17 protein-coding genes are annotated in these 18,123 nt (G+C 69.1%); 14 read left to right on the forward strand and 3 right to left on the reverse strand.

All coding sequences use genetic code 11. From position 1 onward, the window contains the following. The first annotated feature begins 57 nt into the window (after positions 1-57). Positions 58-765: a DsbA family protein gene (locus EV186_RS36935; protein WP_133854194.1), complete on the forward strand. Its 708-nt coding sequence runs from the start codon at positions 58-60 to the stop codon at positions 763-765. 27 nt (positions 766-792) lie between these two features. On the opposite strand, the gene EV186_RS36940 is transcribed toward EV186_RS36935, so the two are convergent. Further along, positions 793-2,121: a carboxylesterase/lipase family protein gene (locus EV186_RS36940; RefSeq protein WP_133854195.1), complete on the reverse strand. Its 1,329-nt coding sequence runs from the start codon at positions 2,119-2,121 to the stop codon at positions 793-795. A 10-nt stretch (positions 2,122-2,131) separates the two neighbouring features. Continuing rightward, positions 2,132-2,659: a TetR/AcrR family transcriptional regulator gene (locus EV186_RS36945; protein ID WP_133854196.1), complete on the reverse strand. Its 528-nt coding sequence runs from the start codon at positions 2,657-2,659 to the stop codon at positions 2,132-2,134. A gap of 85 nt (positions 2,660-2,744) precedes the next feature. Between EV186_RS36945 and EV186_RS39735 the strand changes: the two genes are divergently transcribed. From EV186_RS39735 to EV186_RS36985, 7 genes are all read left to right on the forward strand, one after another. Then, complete coding sequence (locus EV186_RS39735; protein WP_208115994.1) at positions 2,745-3,560, forward strand: nuclear transport factor 2 family protein; 816 nt, start codon at positions 2,745-2,747, stop codon at positions 3,558-3,560. Positions 3,561-4,087: 527 nt separating this feature from the next. Then, positions 4,088-5,566, forward strand: a complete 1,479-nt coding sequence (locus tag EV186_RS36960; protein WP_133854197.1) for an ATP-binding protein — start codon at positions 4,088-4,090, stop codon at positions 5,564-5,566. A gap of 66 nt (positions 5,567-5,632) precedes the next feature. Continuing rightward, positions 5,633-6,046 carry a roadblock/LC7 domain-containing protein gene (locus EV186_RS36965; protein ID WP_133854198.1) on the forward strand — a complete coding sequence of 138 codons (414 nt, stop codon included), beginning with the start codon at positions 5,633-5,635 and terminating at the stop codon, positions 6,044-6,046. Then, positions 6,043-6,402 carry a DUF742 domain-containing protein gene (locus EV186_RS36970; protein ID WP_133854199.1) on the forward strand — a complete coding sequence of 120 codons (360 nt, stop codon included), beginning with the start codon at positions 6,043-6,045 and terminating at the stop codon, positions 6,400-6,402. Before EV186_RS36965 ends, EV186_RS36970 begins: the two co-directional genes overlap by 4 nt. A 52-nt stretch (positions 6,403-6,454) precedes the next feature. Continuing rightward, positions 6,455-6,991: a GTP-binding protein gene (locus EV186_RS36975; protein WP_243754528.1), complete on the forward strand. Its 537-nt coding sequence runs from the start codon at positions 6,455-6,457 to the stop codon at positions 6,989-6,991. Continuing rightward, positions 6,988-8,247: a cytochrome P450 gene (locus EV186_RS36980; protein WP_133854201.1), complete on the forward strand. Its 1,260-nt coding sequence runs from the start codon at positions 6,988-6,990 to the stop codon at positions 8,245-8,247. Before EV186_RS36975 ends, EV186_RS36980 begins: the two co-directional genes overlap by 4 nt. A 277-nt stretch (positions 8,248-8,524) precedes the next feature. Further along, on the forward strand, positions 8,525-9,646 hold the full coding sequence (locus tag EV186_RS36985) for an HNH endonuclease signature motif containing protein (protein WP_166659514.1): 1,122 nt from the start codon (positions 8,525-8,527) through the stop codon (positions 9,644-9,646). Positions 9,647-9,736: 90 nt separating this feature from the next. Here the strand turns inward: EV186_RS36985 and EV186_RS36990 are convergent, their stop codons facing one another. Continuing rightward, entirely contained in the window at positions 9,737-10,954 is a 1,218-nt protein-coding gene (locus EV186_RS36990; protein ID WP_133854203.1) for a cytochrome P450, read from the reverse strand. Positions 10,955-11,346: 392 nt separating this feature from the next. Here EV186_RS36990 and EV186_RS36995 point away from each other — a divergent pair, with 392 nt between their 5' ends. The 6 genes from EV186_RS36995 to trpS all read left to right on the forward strand — a co-directional run bounded on the left by EV186_RS36995 (position 11,347) and on the right by trpS (position 18,081). Then, the gene (locus EV186_RS36995) at positions 11,347-13,203 is read left to right on the forward strand and encodes a RiPP maturation radical SAM C-methyltransferase (RefSeq protein WP_279538361.1); all 1,857 of its coding nucleotides are present in this window, start codon (positions 11,347-11,349) and stop codon (positions 13,201-13,203) included. Next, entirely contained in the window at positions 13,200-13,871 is a 672-nt protein-coding gene (locus EV186_RS37000) for a DUF5825 family protein (RefSeq protein ID WP_133854205.1), read from the forward strand. The genes EV186_RS36995 and EV186_RS37000 overlap by 4 nt, the downstream gene beginning before the upstream one ends. Continuing rightward, a complete protein-coding gene (locus tag EV186_RS37005; protein ID WP_133854206.1) occupies positions 13,868-14,458 on the forward strand; it encodes an MPN domain-containing protein in 591 nt (196 codons plus the stop codon). The genes EV186_RS37000 and EV186_RS37005 overlap by 4 nt, the downstream gene beginning before the upstream one ends. A gap of 2 nt (positions 14,459-14,460) precedes the next feature. Beyond that, complete coding sequence (locus EV186_RS37010; RefSeq protein ID WP_133854207.1) at positions 14,461-15,951, forward strand: cytochrome P450; 1,491 nt, start codon at positions 14,461-14,463, stop codon at positions 15,949-15,951. Continuing rightward, the gene (locus tag EV186_RS37015; RefSeq protein WP_133854208.1) at positions 15,948-16,838 is read left to right on the forward strand and encodes a 2-dehydropantoate 2-reductase; all 891 of its coding nucleotides are present in this window, start codon (positions 15,948-15,950) and stop codon (positions 16,836-16,838) included. Before EV186_RS37010 ends, EV186_RS37015 begins: the two co-directional genes overlap by 4 nt. A gap of 178 nt (positions 16,839-17,016) precedes the next feature. After that, positions 17,017-18,081 (forward strand): tryptophan--tRNA ligase, encoded by a 1,065-nt coding sequence (trpS, locus tag EV186_RS37020; RefSeq protein ID WP_133854209.1) that lies wholly within the window; start codon positions 17,017-17,019, stop codon positions 18,079-18,081. Positions 18,082-18,123 lie beyond the last annotated feature (42 nt).

Raw genomic sequence — 18,123 nt, forward strand, 5'->3', positions numbered from 1 at the left:
CCCAGGTCGGGGCCGACCCTAGCCGACGTCCTGATCGGTCCACGTAACCTCGATGGCATGGCTGACGCTGATCTGCACTTCTACTTCGACCCGGTCTGCCCATTCGCCTGGATGACGAGCAAGTGGGTCCGCACCGTCGCCGAGCGCAAGAGCTACGCGGTCGAGTGGCGGTTCATCTCGTTGCGCCTGCTCAACGCGCACATCGACTACGACGCGCACTTCCCGCCGGAGTACGAGGCCTCGCACACCGCCGGGCTGAAGCTGCTGCGCGTGGCCGCGCGCATCCGCGCCGAGCACGGCGCCGGGCCGATCGGCACGTACTACCGCGCCGTCGGCGAGCAGACCTTCGAGCGCTCGTCCCGGCCCGAGGGCGGCACCCGCGAGCTCGCGACCACCGCACTGTCCACATGCGACCTGCCCGCCGAGTACGCGGACGCGCTGGAGGATCCGAGCTGGGACACCGTGATCCAGGCGGAGACCGACCAAGCGCTGAGCCTGACCGGCAAGGACGTCGGGACGCCGATCCTGCACTTCGAGCCGCCGAACGGCACCGCGCTCTTCGGCCCGGTGATCAGCCGCCTGCCCGGCGACGACGAGGCGCTCGAGCTGTGGGAGCACGTCGTCGCGCTGTCGCGGTTCCCCGGCTTCGCCGAGCTCAAGCGCAGCCTGCGTGAGCAGCCGCAGCTCGCCTCGTTCGGTGTCCAGTCGGGCGAGGTCGGCAAGCAGGAGGACTGGCACGGCGGCAGCCGCCGGCAGAAGAAATGACGGCAGCTGGACTCGCTTGAGTCCGGTTCAGGGGCGCGGCCACAACGGCCAGAACCGGCCCAGCGGATCGTCCACAACGGACGGTTCGGTGTCCCAGACCATCGTCCGCCTGCGGTCGAGGTCGAACCGGGGCCAGCCCGGATCACCGGTGGTGGCGAAGCCGACCCACGCGGCGCGGACCCGCTCCGACAACGCCTCGAACTCCGCCGGCGGGGTCGCGCCGAGGAAGCGGGCCGCATACCGGGTGTCCGGGTTGCCGAACACGAACGGCAGGTCGACGCCGTGCCCCGCGCCCGTGCCAGGGCTGCGCCACGCGAAGTCGTACAGCCAGGTGCGGCCACCGGCGCCGGCGTGCGCCTCGGCGACCCACGTCGTCGGCATGCGCACCAGGGCGTCGGACAGCAGGTCGACCGCGGAACCCGCGTAGACGTCCGCCGCTTCCGGGCCGAGCCCGACCGCCGCCGCCAGGGTCGGCAAGTCGGCGGCGGGTAGGGGACCGTGGCCGCGGAACTCCTCGTGGGTGTAGCCGCACACGAGCTCGACCTTGCCGACGGCCTGCCACGGTGGACCGGTCACCACGTCGCCGTCGAGCACCGGACCGAAGGCCGTCTGGCCCGGCCGGGAACGCAACGGCGCGTCCTGCACGGCGAGGATCGCCTCCGGCGCCAGTTCGGTGACCGGAGCCCCGGCCGCCGCGGCGATCATCTCGGTGCAGGAAGCGGCCTCCGCCAAGGAAAGGATTCCGGCGGGCACGCTCTGCGCGATCGCCCGCTGGAACAGGCCGCTCCCGCTCAGCAGCACGGTCGACGCGGCGCCGGCCGACTGGCCGAACACCGTCACCGCACCGGGATCGCCACCGAAGGCGTCGATGTTCTCCCGCACCCACCGCAGCGCCGCGAGCTGGTCGCGCAGGCCGCGGTTCTCGGGCTTGCCGGGCACATGACCGAACCCCTCGAAGCCGAGCCGGTAGTTCACCGTCACCACGACCACACCAGCCGACGCGAGCCGGGCCGCGTCGTACTGGGGCATGCGGGTGGCGCCGTGTTTCCACAGCCCGCCGTGCAGCCACACCATGACCGGTAGTCGCGTGGCGCCCGGCGACGGCGTCCACACGTTGAGGTTGAGGCAGTCCAGGCCGTCCGCGGGCTGCCACACCGGGGGCACGCCGGGAGCGGGTGGGAGCTGCGGTGCGGCCGGCCCGAACCGGCTGCCGTCGCGGATTCCCGCCCACGGCGCACGCGGTGCGGGTGCGCCGAAGCGCGGTGCCGTCGCGTACGGGATGCCCAGCGCGGACAGCACGCCGTCGCGCCACTGACCGCGCACCGCACCGGACTTCGTGGTCACGACGTCGGTCACGGTGCAAACCCTAACGGCGCAGGCCGTTCAGCAAGAGCGCGAGCATCCGCTCGGCGCGGTCCGGGTTGTCCTGGCTCGCCCACGCGATGGCGCCGATCATCCGCACCACGTCCTCCGCGTCGGTGCCGGGGACGATGACCTCCCCGGCCCGGCGGACCAGTTCCGTGCCCACTTCGAACAGCCGCGCGTGCCACGTCGACACGAGTTCGGAGTCCAGCGCCGAGTTCATCACCGCCGCCGCCAGACCGCGGTAGGTCAGGCCGTGCACGAGCGTGGCGCGCAGCCACGTGGTCAGCGCCTCGAACGCGTCGTCGGCGGCCAGCAACCGCTTGCCGAGGTCGACCAGCCCGCCGATCTGGTCGGCCAGCACCGCCTCGATCAGGTCCAGCCGGGTGGGGAAGTGCCGGTACAGCGTGCCGCTGGCCACCCCGGCGCGGCGGGCGATCTCGTCCAGCGAAGCGTCCACACCGGACTCGGCGAAGGCCAGCTTCGCCTGCTCCACCAACCGTTCGTAGTTGCGTCGCGCGTCCGCACGCACGGCCGACCACCGCCCTTGCTAACCGGAGACACAGTCCGGTACCGTGCCACCTAACCGGACTGTGTCTCATCTTAGTGGGGGCGGCATGGCACTGTCGGAGCAGGACCGCATCGACATCACCGACTTGATCAACCAGCACGGCCACCGCACCGACGCGGGCGAGCTGGACGAACTGTGCGAGCTGTTCACCCCGGACGTCACCTACGACGTGAGCGACTTCGGCTTCGGCGCACTGCACGGCGCGCAGGCCATCCGCGCGGCTGCGCTCACCCTGGGCGAGGCCAACCCGGTCGGCCATCACGTCACCAACATCGTGATCACCGGTCTCGACGACGGATCGGCACGGGTGCGGTCCAAGGGGATCGGTGTGCTCGCCGACGGCACCTCGGGCAGCGTGACCTATGACGACGTCGTCACGCGCCGGCCCGACGGCTGGAAGATCAGCCACCGCAAGGTGCTCGCCCGGCGCACGCCGCTGGGCGGCCGGGACGACGGCCGGGACGACGGCCCGCGCGCGGTGCTGGACCGCTGGCGCGCCGCGGTCGTCAGCCAGTCCATCGAAGAGCTCGCCGACCTGTACGCGCCCGACGCGGTCCACGAGTTCCCGTTCACGCGCCCCGGTCTGCCCGCGCGGCTCGAGGGCCGCGACGAGATCATGGCCTGGGTGGCGCAGGGGTGGCAGGGGGGCGCGTTCAAGTACGACCGCTACCGCACCCTGGCGATCCACGACACCGCCGACCCGCACACGATCGTCGTCGAGCAGGACGCCCTCGGCACGAGCGCGGCCACCGGCGAGTTCGCGTTGCCCAACATCGTCGTGCTGACCGTCCGGGACGGCCGGATCGTCCGCCTGCGCGACTACGTCAACATCTTGGCGGCCATGGCGGTGATCGGTAGCTGATCATGGCACCTGCCACGATCAAGTGACCCCACGATCGGGTGGCCGTCTAAGGCGCCTTGCCATTGCCGAGTGCTCACGGAGAGTGCCGGAATGGCCACGGTAGTGAAGGTTTTCCCATTCGGCCGGTCGTCGTGGGCCGACCGGCGGTACGCCTCGTCGGTGCTGGTGGCGGCGGGGACGGGGTCGGACGGAAATCATCGAGCAAACCCCGTCGAATGTCCGAGGTGCCATTCCATGGCTCGCAAAGAAGCGGCCGGCGAACAATTCCTCGGACTTCGTTCGCGTCATTCTTTGGCAGAAGTTCCGCGTGTCCGGTAATTGCGGTGGCAATGGACTTTGCCGTGTTGACAGCGATGGTCGGCGGTGCCAAGCTTCCACCCCTGTGTCTGGATACGCCCTGACGCGCCGCGGATGATAACGGGTGAGGTGTTGTCCCGGTCGTATCACAGCGCGGTATAGGATCTGCCGCGCTCGTTCGACTGCCAGTGCATTGTTGCGCCACCGACTCCACGCGAGGAACTTCACCCATGCCGGAGCAAAACCCATTACCGCACCCCGACCGGCGCAAGCCGGTCGCGCGGCCGCTGCTGGCCGCACTGGTGACCGCGGTGCTGGTCGGTGGCCTGTGGTTCTGGGTCACGACCACCACCCCGCACGACGCGCGGCTGCCCGTCGCCATCGCGGGCGGCGTGACCGGGCTGCTGTTGTGCTTCGCGGTGTTCCTCGCCGTGTATCGCGCCGACGCCGTCCACACCAGCGAGGTTTCCGTGCGCCGGGCGTGGGAGGACACCCAGCAGATCCGCGGTGCCGCCGAGCACATGCGGGGCGAACTCGCCCGGCTGCTCGACCAGGTCGTCCCGGCCCTCGTGCAGAAGTTGCGCGAGGCGTCGAGCGCCGAAAGCGCGCTCGCCGAGATCGGCCAGCCACCCGACGAGCTGCACCAGCGCATCCTGCGCACCCTCGCCACCGAGATCGCGGTCGGCGAACGCAGGCGGGCCGCGGCCATGGCGGCCTGCGCGAACGCCGCGGGCCGGGTGCAGGCGCTGTCCACCAGCATGCTCGCCGACCTGCGGGAGATGGAGAACCGCAGCTCCGAGGACATGCTGGGCGACCTGATGAAGGTCGACCACAGCACCGCGCAGGCGGGCCGGCTGGCCGACTCCATCGCCGTGCTCACCGGCGCCCGCTCCGGTCGCCGCTGGACCAAGCCGATCAAGATGGAGTCGATCCTGCGTGGCGCGATGGGCCGCATCGGTGCCTACCAGCGCGTCCGCGTGCACTCCACGAGCACCACGGCGATCGCGGGTTACGCGGCCGAGGACGTCATGCACGCGCTCGCGGAGCTGATGGACAACGCCACCAAGTTCTCCGCGCCGTCGGAGGAGGTGCACGTCTACGTCGAGGACCTGCACAACGGCACGGTGATCACCATCGAGGACGGCGGCCTCGGGATGAAGCCACAGGCCCTCGCCCGCGCCGAACTCGCCGTCTCCCCGACGGAACCGCTCGACCTCACGATGCTGTCCGGCACCCGGCTGGGCCTGGCCGTCGTCGGTGTCCTGTCGCGCAAGCACCACCTGCACGTGTTCTTCCGGCCGTCCTCGCGCGGCGGCATCGGCGTGGTCATGCGGATCCCGAACCAGCTCATCACCCAGCCGCGCCTGGAACCGCTGCCCGAGGCGATCCCGCAGCGCCGGCCGGTGGCGGTCGGCGCACCCGCCGCCGTCGCCGCCCTGGAAGCGCCGACGCTCACCGCGACCGACAGCAGGACCGACGGCAGGACCGACACCGCGCCGGGCGAACCGCTGGAGCTCCCGCAGCGCACCCGGGGCCAGACCTTGCAGTCCGCGCAGCCGGCGCGCCACGTCGCCGAACCGTCCCTCACCGAGCGCCCCCGTGGCGACGCGGGCAGCCGGTTCGGCGCGTTCCAGCAGAGCCGCACGCGCCGGTCCATCGAGGCGGTCGAACCGGCCGAGCCCAGCTGGCCCGAGCACAACGACGCCTGATTCCCTTCTCTTGCAACGAAAACCGGATTGGAGCGAGGGAGCGGCGCCACTGCTCCCGGACAGTCGATGAACGCGACCAACGCGAACCCCGAATGGCTGCTGGAGAACCTGGTGAGCATCACGCCGGGGGCGCGGCACGCGCTGGTGTTGTCCAAGGATGGGCTGAAGCTCTACCACACCGCGAGCCTCAGCGAGGACAAGGCCGACCACCTCGCCGCCATCGGCGCGGGCGTGCAGGCGCTCTCGCACGGTGCGTCGATGGAGTTCGGTGACGGCACCGGCGGCATCCGCAACAGCATGACCGAGTTCCACGGCGGCATCCTGTTCATCGTCGAGGCGGGCGCGGGCGCACACCTGGCCGTCATCGCCGCCGAGGACGCCGACGTGGGCCTCGTCGGGCACAACATGGACGAACTGGTCGAGCAGATCGGACCGTTCCTGAGCACCGGGCCCCGGTTCGCCGGGAGCCGGCAGCCATGAGCAGACGGCTGCTCGACGACGAGGACCCGGATCGCCTCTACACCGTCACCGGCGGGCGCAGCCGCACCGACGCCATCGCACTCGACCTGGTCACGCTGATCGTCAGCGAGTCCGAGCCCGCCCCGGGCATGCAGTCCGAGCACGTCCGGATCCTGCGGATGTGCCGCCGCCCGGTCGCCGTGGTCGAGATCTCCGCCGAGCTCGCCATGCCGGTCAGCGTGGTGAAGATCCTGCTCGCCGACCTGCTCGACACCGGGCGTGTGTCGGCCCGCCACCCCGTCTCCGGCGCCGCGGGCAGCTCGCTGCCCAGCGGCGACTTCCTGAGGAAGGTGCTCGTTGGACTCCACAACCTCTGAACTGCCCACCCGGACCCCACTGCGGGCGACGGCGAGCAACGGCCTGAAGATCGTGGTCGTCGGCGGGTTCGGGGTCGGCAAGACCACGATGGTGCGCGCCGTCAGCGAGATCCGGCCACTGTCCACAGAGGAGGTCATGACCCAGGCGGGCGCGACCGTCGACGTGAACAACGGCGCCTACGCGAAGACCACCACGACGGTGGCGTTCGACTTCGGCCGGATCAGCCTCGACGAGCAGATGGTGCTCTACCTCTTCGGCGCGCCGGGCCAGGAACGGTTCTGGTTCCTGTGGGACAGCCTCTTCGCGGGCACGCTCGGCGCGGTGGTGCTGGTGGACACCCGCCGGCTCGCCGACTCCTGGTACGCCATCGACCGCCTCGAACACCACGGCACACCGTTCATCGTGGCACGCAACAACTTCGAGCCACCCGTGCACGACCTCAGCGCCGTGCGCGGCGCGCTGGACCTCTCGCCGGACGTGCCGCTGATCGACTGCGACGCCCGCAACCGCGACTCGGCGAAGCAGGTCCTGATCACCCTCGTCAACCACCTGTACGCCCTGTCCACCGCCCGGGAGAACACGCCGTGACCGACATCCAGCGACCCGACGAGCTCGTGTCGAACGACGGCCGGGTGCGGCTCTACGGCCAGCAGTTCCACACGGACCCGGCGTCGCTGTACCTCGCCATCCGCCAGCACTTCGGCCCGGTCGCCCCGGTGCTGCTCGACGGCGACCTGCCCGCGTGGCTGGTCACCGGCTACCGCGAGATGCACCAGGTCACCACCGACAACGTGTTGTTCGCCCGCGACACCCGGCGCTGGAACCAGTGGGCCAACGTGCCCAGCGACTGGCCGCTGCTGCCCTACGTGATGCACAACCCGTCGGTGATGTTCACCGAACTCGGCGAGCACCAGCGCCGCGCGGGCGCCATCGGCGACGCACTGTCCGCTGTGGACCAGTTCGAGCTGCGGGCCCGCTGCGAGAAGATCGCCGACCGGCTCATCGACGGGTTCGCAGGCACCGGCGAGGCCGACCTGATCGCGCAGTTCGCCAACCAGATCCCGTTGCTGGCCGTGGCGAAGATGTACGGCCTGTCCGAGGCGGAGACCCCGCAGCTGGTGCGCGACGTGGCCATGTCGCTGGACGTCGGCCCGGAAGCGTTGCCCGCGTACATGCGCGTGCAGGAGGCCATGGGCCGCCTCGTCGCGGCGAAGCGGAGCGCGCCGGGCAACGACGTGCCGTCGACGCTGATCCAGCACAAGGCCGGGCTGTCCACCGAGGAGATCGTGCAGGACCTCCTCGTGGTCACCGCCGCCGCGCAGCAGCCCACCGCGAACTGGATCGGCAACACGATCCGGCTGATGCTGACCGACAGCCGGTTCGCCATGACCCTGACCGGCGGTCGGGGGAGCGTCGGGCAGGCGCTCAACGAGGTCCTGTGGCACGACACCCCCACCCAGAACTTCATCGGCCGCTTCGCCACCCGCGACACGCAGTTGGGCGGTCAGCGGATCCGGACCGGGGACATGCTCGTGCTGGGCTTGGCTGCCGCCAACGCGGATCCGCACGTGCGGCCGGATTTGGCGGCGGGGTCACTCGGCAACCACGCGCACATGTCGTTCGGCAATGGGGAGCACGGATGTCCTTATCCGGCGCCGGAAGTCGCGGAGATCATTGCGCGGACGACGGTTGAGGTGTTGTTGGATCGGTTGCCTGATCTGGCGTTGGCGGTGCCGGAGGAGGCGTTGGTGTGGCAGCGGTCCATGTGGATGCGGGGGCTTGAGAGTTTGCCCGTTACTTTTACGCCTACTTATGCTGTGGGGACTTCTAGTGTTGCTTGGTGACGTTTATTCCTCAACCTCTGGCTTGATTGTTTAACACGCTGCGGTCAGCGTCAAGGGCGCCTTCGGCGTCGCTTCGCGATCGGCTTCGCCGACCCTTGACTCTGACCGCAGCGTGCTAAAGGGCGCCCGGACGAGGTTGAGGGGGCGGTGTGGTGTTCGCTCTTTTGTTGGGTTGCGTTGCCGGGCTGCGGTTGCGTTGTTTGTGTCGTTGGTTTGTTTGGCTTGAGCCCGGTTGGCGTTGGGCCGTTTGGCGGTATGTTGTGGTATGATTGGGGTTATGGATCTGGGGGAGCTTCAGTTGCTTGTCGCTGAACGTCGGCGGCTTGATTTGGCGATCCTGGATTCGATTTCTCGGGTGGATTGGCGTGAGTCCGGGTATCTGTATTTGTGGCAGTTCTTGATGGATGCGTTGCGGGTGGGTCGACGCGAGGCGAAGCAGTTGGAGACGCAGGTTTCGCTGGTGTGTCCGAAGGTGGGGATCACGGGTCAGGTGATCCCGGCGCAGCTTCCCGCGGCGCGGGAAGCGATGGCCGAGGGCGCTATCTCCACCGACCATGTCACTCGGATCGCGAAGACGGTCGCGGCGGTGCCCCATCAGCACGCCGACCAGGTCGAAGCTGATCTCGCTGAGCTGGCGCGGGAGTTCAACCCGGCCCAGCTCGCCCGCTTGGGTAAGCGCATGGTTGATGCTCTGAACCCCGACGGTCACGAGCCCGCCGACCCGACTGTGGTGGAAGCGCAGAACATCCTGGACCTGCAGGAGCGCGAGGACGGCTCGTTGAAGGGCTGGTTCGAGCTGGGCGCCGAAACGGCGGCTGTGCTGCGGCCCCTGTTGTCGTCGTTGACTGCGCCGCAGCCGGGTGATGACCGCACCCTTAGCGAGCGCCAAGGTGACGCCCTGGCCGAGGTGATCCGCTTCGCCGCCGATTCCGGTAAGGCTCCGATGGAGGGTGGCGAGCGCCCGCACATCGCGGTCACCGTGTCCCTGGAGACTCTGCAGACGGCGATCGGCAAGGCCACTCTCGACGACGCCCGGTGGATGACTCCCGAGCAGGCCCGCCGTTTCGCTTGCGACGCGGAAATCATTCCGGTGGTGCTGGGCGGCAAGTCCCAGCCAATCGACATCGGCGAATCGAAACGCCTAGCGGACAAGCGATTGCGTAGAGCCCTTGCTATCAGAGATAGGGGTTGCGCGGCCCCGGGATGTGAGCGAACACCGAACCAATGTCACGCCCATCATATTCAACATTGGGCGGATGGCGGTCCTACGAGGCTGGACAACATGGTGTTGGTGTGTCAGTTCCACCATCGCCTGATCCACCATGCCGGTTGGACGGTACATATGGACAACGGCCTACCGGTATTCACCCGACCAGCGTGGACGAGGCCTGCCGCCTGAACGGCGGCAGGCCCCCAAAGCCACACCCATGCATCCGCTGCTCGGCAACGCAAACCAACCAACGAACACCACACCGAGGTTGAGGGGGAATTACATAACCGGTGTAAAGAGCACAGGCAAAGTAGCGGGCCCGCGAGTGAACACACCCTGCTCACCAGGCGAGAAGTCCGAGGCCAACCGCACATCGGGCATGGCGTCCAGCAGCATGTTCACCCCCACCTCGACTTCCGTGCGGGCCAACAGGGCTCCTACGCAGAAGTGCCGGCCCAGGGCGAACGACAAGTGCTTGCTCGCCGCCGAGAACGCCGTCTCGGTGGGCAGGTCGGTCCGGAAGATGTCGAAGCTGTCCGGGTTGGCGAACCGGCGCGGGTCGCGGTTCGCCGCGCCGATCAGGCACGTGAGGGTGCTGCCCTTGGGCACGACACCGCCGCTCAGTTCGACGTCGTCCGCCGGCTGGCGCATGATCATGTGCACTGGCGGGGTGTAGCGCAGGGTTTCCGCGAACGCCTTGTCGATCAGGCTGCGGTCCGCGCGCACCGCCTCCAGCTGCTCTGGGTGCTCCAGCAGGTTGCGGAAGATGCTCGCGATGGCCTTGTCGGTGGTCTCGCCGCCTGCTGCGAGCAACAGGCTGACGAACGCCTTGATGTCCTCGTCGCTCATCGTGGTGCCGTCGACTTCCGCCGTGCACAGGGCGGAAAGCAGGTCGTCGCCGGGGTTTTCGCGGCGCTCCTGGATGATCGGGATCATGTAGGCGGCGAGTTCGTCCTTGGTCTTCGCGCCGTCGGCCATGATGTCCGGGTCCTGCGCGAGGTTGCCCAGGAACGCGATGATCGACGTGTACCACCGCTGGAACCGCTCGTGGTCGCTCTTGTCGAGGCCCAGCATGTCCACGATGACGTTGATCGGGAAGTGCCGGGCGAAATCCTGCACCAGGTCCACCGAACCCTGGTGCCGGAACGCATCGATCAGCTCGCGGGCGTTGCGCTCGATCACCGGGCGGAACTTCTGCTCGAGTTCGCTGCCGCGGAACGGGCCGGCGACCAAGGCCCGGCGCACCGAGTGCTCGCGGCCGCTCATCTGCAGGATCGTCCGCCCGTGCACCGGTTCCAGCTGCCAGTCGTAGTTGTCGGTGGTGAAGACCGGCTCGCGGAAGGCCCGGGCGACGTCCTCGTAGCGCGACACGATGTAGCTCTGCATGCCCTCGTGCCAGATCAGCGGCTCATCGGCCAACATCACCTGGTAGGCGGGGTACGGATCGCTCGCGAACTCGGGGGAAAGGATGTCCGGCGCTTGACGTGCCGTAGTCATGAAACTCCCTTGCGTGACTAGTGGACGCGTCAGACTAGCCAGCTTTCAGCCGGCGGTGCCATAAGTTCAGGCGGTTGGCCTAATCACTTCGGCGGGTGGTCGCGAGGAGTCACGGGACCCGCCGGAGCGGCCGTACCGCCAGGTCGCCAGTGGCTCCGGCCGAACGGACGACTGACGCTCCGACATGGAGCATGGACAACTATTACGCCGTTCCGGTGGTGTCACCGCCGGCAATTGCGGCGTGATGTCCCATTGCCAAGCCGCTGGGTGATGTGCGGCTGATCCGTTCAAGCGAGTTGTTCGTTCGTGTCTGTTGGCGAACAACCAACCATGCCAAGGTCGAGGCCGGGTCACGGAGGGAAACGTGGGGGTAGCATTCTGTGAAAGTCTTGATGATCTCCATGCCTTGGCAAGGGCTGGACACGCCGTCGAGCGCGCTGGGAATCCTCGGACAATGCGTCCGGGAAAAGGCGAATGAGTGGGTCGTCGACGAGTTGTACGCCAACATCCGCTGGGCCGAATACCTGATGCGGGCGAGCAATGGCACCATCACGGCCACCCATTACGGCAGCGTCGCCGACCAGGTGTTCCACGGCGTGGGCGACTGGGTGTTCACGCCCGCGCTCTACGACGTCGACGGCTACCTCGCCGCGGAGTTCGCCGAGTTCCTCGAACAACGCGACGTCGACCCGCTCGTCCCGGTCGCGATGCAGGGTCACGCCCGCGGGTTCGTCCGCGAGCTCGCCGCCGAGATCGTCGCCGGAAAGCCGGACGTGGTCGGGTTCACCAGCACGTTCATGCAGAACGTGCCCTCGCTCGCGCTGGCCAAGGAGCTGAAGGCTCTGGCGCCGGACGTCGTGACCGTGATGGGCGGCTCGAACTGCGACGGGCCGCAGGGTGCCGCGCTGCACCGGAACTTCACCCAGCTCGACTTCGTGATCAGCGGCGAAGGCGAGCGCGCGCTGCCGGCCCTGCTGAACCGGCTGGCCGACGGGACCGGCTTCGCCGACGTGCCCGGGCTCAGCTGGCGCGACGGCGGGCAGCCGGTGGCGAACCCGCCCGCGACCTCGGCGCTGCCGCTGGCCATGGTCCCCGCACCCAACTACGACAGCTACTTCCACGCGCTCGAACGCTCGGTCGTGCGCGAGCACGTCCGGCCGATGGCGGTGCTGGAGACCTCGCGCGGCTGCTGGTGGGGCGAGCAGCACCAGTGCACCTTCTGCGGCCTGAACGGGTCGAACATCAACTTCCGGAGCAAGGCGCCGGACCGCATCGCCAAGGAGGTCCGTGAGCTCGCCGAGCGGTACCGGGTGCTCGACCTGGTCGTGGTGGACAACATCCTCGACATGAAGTACCTCGGCACGGCCATGCCGCAGCTGGCCGCGCTGGACTGCGACCTGCGCATCCACTACGAGATCAAGTCCAACATGACGCGCGACCAATTGGCGGCCTTGAAGGAGGCGAATGTCCTCTACGTCCAGCCCGGCATCGAAAGCCTGAGCAGCCACGTCCTGCGGCTGATGGACAAAGGCGTCAGCGCGGCCCACAACGTGCGCATGTTGCGGGACGGCGAGGACCTCGGCCTGAACGTCACCTGGAATATTCTCTACGGCTTTCCGGGCGAAACCGAGGACGATTACCGCGGGTTGCTCGGGAAATTCGCGGCCCTGGAACACCTGCAGCCCCCGACCGGCGCGTGGCGAATAGCGTTGGAGCGGTTCAGCCCGTATTTCGAGGACACCAGCCAGGGCTTCCTCTTCCGCCGTCCGGCGGCGATCTATGACTTCATCTACCAGGTCCCACGCGATCAGCTCTACGACCTGGTCTACCTGTTCGACAGCGGCCACCAGGGCATCTCCGGCCCCATCGAGGACGAGATCAAGCAGGCCGTGGACGAGTGGGCGAAGTCCTACGCGCACAGCAGCCTCACCTACTGGACCGACGACCGGGGCCGTGTCGTCCTCGAGGACCGCCGGGCCAGCTGGCCCGAGGAAACGATCGAGCTGGACGACGTGCACAGCAACGTCTACCTCGGCATGTTCCAGTGCGCCGGTCGCGAGGGCATCCGCCGCCGGCTGACCGAGAGCGGGCACGTGATCAGCGACGACGAGGTCGACGCGATGTTGCGGTACTTCGTCGACCGCGGCCTGGCCTTCGAGGACGAGGGCCGGTACGTGAGCGTCGCGCTGGAGGTCGATCCGTACCGCCGCAAGCTGGTGGACGGCCGGGAGGTCGTGGCAGCCCGATGAGCGCACCCACGAACATCACCGACACCACCACCAACAGCATCGACATCGCCGAACTCCGGGCGCGGGCCTCGGCCGGCGAACGCGCCGCGGGGCGTCCCGCGACCTTGGCCTTGGGGGCCGACCTGCCCACGGCCAGTGAACTGCGGACCATGCTGGCCTGCGTGCCCGTCGCCGGGGTGCGGCTGGCGCCACCCGTCGACTTCGACCGCCTGCCCGGTGACGTGCTCGTGCAGATCGTCGCCTTGCTACGCGAGTGCTCGTCGATCGGCGTGCGGGTGACGTGGTCGCTGGTCTCCGGCCCGGACAAGGCCCTCGACCACCTGCCCGCGCCCGAAGGACGGCCGCGGTGGCGCTCGGCGAACACCTTCGGCCTGTTCTACTTCCGCCGCGGGCCCGGCTTCCTGTCCGTTGTGGACCGCAGGCCCGAGTCGATCGGCCGGACCACCGTGGCCGAACCGGCCCTGCTGGACGCCTTCCACCCGACCCTGGACGGCTGTGCCTGGGACGGTTCCGCGGCGGTCCGCCGGCTGGTGGAGCTGGGTCTGGTGATGCGCTTCGGCGACCACTGCGTGGCCCTGCCGGTGCACATGCGGACCTGGCCGATCGGGGCGGCGCTGCTGGGCGGGACCCTGGCGTCGGCAGGCAAGAACCCGGACAAGAAAGTATGACCGCGACCGTCCGCCTCGGGCCGGAACCGACGCGCCGCTTCGCCGCCGTGGCCACCCAGGAGTACCAGAAGTGCCTGGACAGCCGGGATTCCGCGGGCGTGCCCAGCCACCTGCCCCGTGCTTCGGCGTTGCTGTTCGGGCGCTCGAACGACGCCGGGATCGTCATCGAGGACCTCGAGTTCGTGCCGAACGTCCGGGACAGCGACGAGACGGTGATCGCCGAGTTCGAGACGACCATCGCGGCGCGGTTCGGCGAGGTCTACCGCAACCCCGGGCGCGGCTTCTGGTGCGACGAAAGCCAAGTGCTGCAAGCGATCAAGCGGCATGCCGAGAACGGCCTCGACCTGCTGGGGTCGGTGCACTCGCACCCCAACTGGCACGAGATCGGGCCACCGCACGAGCGCTACCAGCAGCTCAGCGAACACCCGACGCGGATGGACGACTACCTGTTCCGCCAGTCGGGCTGGCCGGTGAACGTCATCTGGTACATCCGCGGCGACGAGCACCGGGTGGCCTGCTGGCGGCCCGGCCCATTGAACTGCGATCGGCTGCACATCGAAGTCCCGCTTCCCGGCCTAGGGGGTTGACCATGACCGATGGCGTGACCGTCAAACTTCCGGCGGCCTTCCACGCGCTGAGCGGCGGACGGCGCCAGGTGCCGGTCGCGGGCGACACCGTCGGCGCCGTGCTGTCCGGTTTGGACGATGCGGTGCCCGGCGTGCTCGCTCGCATCACCGAGCCCGGCGGAGCGCTGAAGCGCTACGTCAACGTCTACCGCAACGACGAGGACATCCGCGGTCTCGACGGCCTCGACACGAAGGTGACCAGCGACGACGTCGTCTGGATCATCCCGGCGGTGGCCGGCGGCAGCGACGTCCTGCCCACCGAGTTCTTCACCGACCCGGGACCGTCCCCGCACGCGGCGATCGCGGAGCTGCGGGCGCGGTGCCCGGTGCACCGGATCGACGTCCCGCCGGGGGCCGAGGCGTACGCGGTCCTCAGCCACAAGGTCGTCGAGGAAGCGCTGGGCGACGCGCGGCTGACCAAGCAGGTCGAGAACCTGCCCGCCCAGTACCGGGACAAGGCCGCCTCCAACAGCCTGCTCGTTGTGGGCAACCTGGGCTTCGCCGACCCGCCCAAGCACACCCGGTTGAAGAAGCCGCTGAACAAGGCGTTCACGCCGAGCGTCGTCGCGAAGCTGCGGCCCCGCATCCAGGACATCGTCGACGACCTCATCGACGGTTTCCCCGAGCACGGCGAGATCGACCTGCTCGCCGACTTCTCCCTGCCCATGCCGCTCACGGTGATCTGCGAATACCTGGGCATCCCGGTCGAGGACCGGCCGCTGTTCCTGCACTGGAGCTATGTGCTGAGCCAGGATCCGTTGCAGCACGCGGAAAGCGCGCTGAAGACGGCGAGCAAGGAGTTCTCCGAGTACTTCCTGGCGCTGGCCGACGAGCGGCGCAAGGACCTGCGTGACGACCTGCTGAGCGAGCTCATCCGGGCCCGCGACGACGACACGATGACCGACGCGGAGCTGCTGTCCACGCTGCTCCTGCTGATCATCGCCGGGCACAAGACTGTCGCCAACATGCTGGCCAACGGCACGCTGCTGCTGTTGCGCCACCCCGACCAGCTCGCGATGCTGCGCGCCGATCCCGGCCTGATCCCCTCGGCGATCGAGGAGATCCTGCGCTGCGAGGGTTCGGCCGCGTGGGCGTCGCTGCGGGTGGCCGGGCAGGACATGGAACTCGGCGGCGTGCCGATCGCCAAGGGCAGTTTCGTGCACCTCTACCTGACCGCGGCCGGCCACGACCCCGACGTCTACGACGACCCCGACCGATTCGACATCACCCGATCACCCAACCGGCACCTGTCCTTCGGGCACGGCCCGCACTTCTGCATCGGTGCGCCGCTGGGCCGGTTGCAAGGCGAGATCGCGTTCGCGGCGTTGCTGCGCCGGCTGCCCGACTTCGAGCTGGCCGTGCCCGAGGACGAGGTCGTCTGGCTCGCCGACAGCTCGCTCAGCCGGGGCCTGGCGGCGCTGCCGCTGCGGGTGGGCAGGCGGTTGCCGCGATGACGATCGCCGTGGTGGGAGCCGGTGCGGTGGGCGGCTACTTCGGTGGCGTGCTCGCCGCGGCCGGGAACGACGTGCGGTTCCTGACGCGTGGCTCGTGGCCGGGCGGTGTGCGCGTCAACGACCGGCCGGTCCAGGTCCAGGCGACGGACGACCCGCGTGCGCTCGGTGAAGTCGAGGTCGTGCTGCTGTGCGTCAAGACGCCGCAGTTGCCTGCCGCCGTCGACGCGCTGGGCCCGGTGATCGGCACGCGGACCGTCGTGATCACCGTGCAGAACGGGGTGGAGGCACCGGAGGAGGTCGCGCAGCGCATCGGGCGCGACCACGTGCTGCCCGGCCTGGCCCGGATCGTCGCCACCACGACCGGCCCGGGCGAGATCCGGCAGGTCGGTCCGCCCGGCGCACTGGGCTTCGCCGAATGGGACGGCTCGGTGTCCAAGCGGGTCCTTCGGCTGCGTGAGGTGTTGTCGGCGGTGCCGATGCTCGAGCCACCGGACATCTGGGCCGCGCTGTGGGCGAAGTTCCTGTTGGTCGTGCCGGTGGGCAGCCTCGGCGCCGCGACCGGCGGGGCGACCATCGGCGAACTCCGGTCGCGCGAAGGCATCCGGAAGCTGCTGATCGCCGGCATGCGGGAGATCTACGCGACCGGCCTCGAGCTGGGCATCGCGTTGCCCGTCGACGCCGTCGAGAACGCGGTCGCGCTCATGGACCGGCAGGGCGCGGACGTCACCTCCTCGCTGCAGCGCGACCTCCTGGCCGGTCGCCCGTCCGAGCTCGAAGCCTGGACGGGGGCCGCGGTTCGGTTGGCCCACAAGGCAGGCATGTCCGCGCCGGTGCACGAGTTGCTCTACGAACTGCTCGCCACCCGTGCGTCGCTCGCCATCGCGTGACGGGCGTTGCTATGGTTTCGACCGTGCATCGTTCGTCGTGCCTGTGCTGGTGGCGCTCCACGTAGGAGCGGCCGCCACCTCAGCCATGACCGGGCCGTTCGGATGAACGGCCCTTTTTCGTCGCCTGGACCAGGGGCTCGTGCATCGGAGCGGCACGACCCACTCACCAGGAGACCCCATGAACACCACCCCCGTTGACGAGCTCGGAACGTCCGCCGCGCAGGTGCGCAGCGCGGAGCTGGAGCAGCAGATCCTCAAGGAGCCCGGGAAGTTCCGGATCCTGACCGGGGACCGACCTACCGGCCGGCTGCACCTCGGGCACTACTTCGGCTCGCTGCACAACCGCGTGCGGCTGCAGGACCTCGGCGTGGAGACGCTCGTGGTCATCGCCGACTACCAGGTGCTCACCGACCGGGACGTGGCCGACAACCTGACCGGCTACGTCGAGGAACTGGTCCTGGACTACCTGGCCATCGGCGTGGATCCCGCGCGCAGCACCATCTTCACGCACAGCGCGGTGCCCGCGTTGAACCAGTTGATGCTGCCGTTCCTGAGCCTGGTCTCGGTCGCGGAGCTCAACCGCAACCCGACGGTGAAGGACGAGATCACGCACTCACGCCAGTCGGCCGTGAGCGGCCTGATGTTCACCTATCCCGTGCACCAGGCCGCGGACATCCTGTTCTGCAAGGCAAACCTGGTCCCGGTCGGTCAGGACCAGTTGCCCCACCTGGAAGTCACGCGCACCATCGCGCGGCGCTTCAACGACCGGTACGGCTCTGTCTTCCCCCAGCCGGAGGCGTTGCTGTCGAACGCGCCGCTGCTGCTCGGCACCGACGGCACGAAGATGAGCAAGAGCCGGCGCAACGCCATCCCCCTGGCCGCCGACGCCGACGAGACCGCGCGGCTGCTGAAGGGGGCCAAGACGGACTCCGAGCGGCACATCGCCTACGACCCGGCGACGCGCCCGGAGGTGTCGTCGCTGCTCCTGCTGGCCGCGCTGTGCCAGCAGCGGACACCGCAGGAGGTGGCCGAGGGCATCGGTTCCGCCGGCGCGGCCGCGCTGAAGAAGGTCGTGACGGAGTCGGTCAACGAGTTCCTGGCCCCGATCCGGGCCCGGCGGGCGGAGTACGCGCAGGACCTCGGCTTCCTCCGCGAGACGCTGCGGGAGGGCAACGAGCGAGCCCGGGCCGTCGCCGACGTGACGCTCGCCGAGGTGCGCACCGCCATGCACAGCGACTACTGAACGCGGGGGTGCAGCGGGTGGACCAGGAGAGTTAGGGTGTCC

The organism is Labedaea rhizosphaerae (assembly GCF_004362825.1).
Classification (GTDB): Bacteria; Actinomycetota; Actinomycetes; order Mycobacteriales; family Pseudonocardiaceae; genus Labedaea; species Labedaea rhizosphaerae.

Excerpts from the sequence above, each read along its gene's own strand:
- EV186_RS36935 (WP_133854194.1), top strand. The coding sequence starts at position 58 with ATGGCTGACGCTGATCTGCACTTCTACTTCGACCCGGTCTGCCCATTC.
- EV186_RS39735 (WP_208115994.1), top strand. The coding sequence starts at position 2,745 with ATGGCACTGTCGGAGCAGGACCGCATCGACATCACCGACTTGATCAAC.
- EV186_RS36960 (WP_133854197.1), top strand. The coding sequence starts at position 4,088 with ATGCCGGAGCAAAACCCATTACCGCACCCCGACCGGCGCAAGCCGGTC.
- EV186_RS36965 (WP_133854198.1), top strand. The coding sequence starts at position 5,633 with ATGAACGCGACCAACGCGAACCCCGAATGGCTGCTGGAGAACCTGGTG.
- EV186_RS36970 (WP_133854199.1), top strand. The coding sequence starts at position 6,043 with ATGAGCAGACGGCTGCTCGACGACGAGGACCCGGATCGCCTCTACACC.
- EV186_RS36985 (WP_166659514.1), top strand. The coding sequence starts at position 8,525 with ATGGATCTGGGGGAGCTTCAGTTGCTTGTCGCTGAACGTCGGCGGCTT.
- EV186_RS36990 (WP_133854203.1), bottom strand. The coding sequence starts at position 10,954 with ATGACTACGGCACGTCAAGCGCCGGACATCCTTTCCCCCGAGTTCGCG.
- EV186_RS36995 (WP_279538361.1), top strand. The coding sequence starts at position 11,347 with ATGATCTCCATGCCTTGGCAAGGGCTGGACACGCCGTCGAGCGCGCTG.
- EV186_RS37000 (WP_133854205.1), top strand. The coding sequence starts at position 13,200 with ATGAGCGCACCCACGAACATCACCGACACCACCACCAACAGCATCGAC.
- EV186_RS37005 (WP_133854206.1), top strand. The coding sequence starts at position 13,868 with ATGACCGCGACCGTCCGCCTCGGGCCGGAACCGACGCGCCGCTTCGCC.
- EV186_RS37010 (WP_133854207.1), top strand. The coding sequence starts at position 14,461 with ATGACCGATGGCGTGACCGTCAAACTTCCGGCGGCCTTCCACGCGCTG.
- EV186_RS37015 (WP_133854208.1), top strand. The coding sequence starts at position 15,948 with ATGACGATCGCCGTGGTGGGAGCCGGTGCGGTGGGCGGCTACTTCGGT.
- trpS (WP_133854209.1), top strand. The coding sequence starts at position 17,017 with ATGAACACCACCCCCGTTGACGAGCTCGGAACGTCCGCCGCGCAGGTG.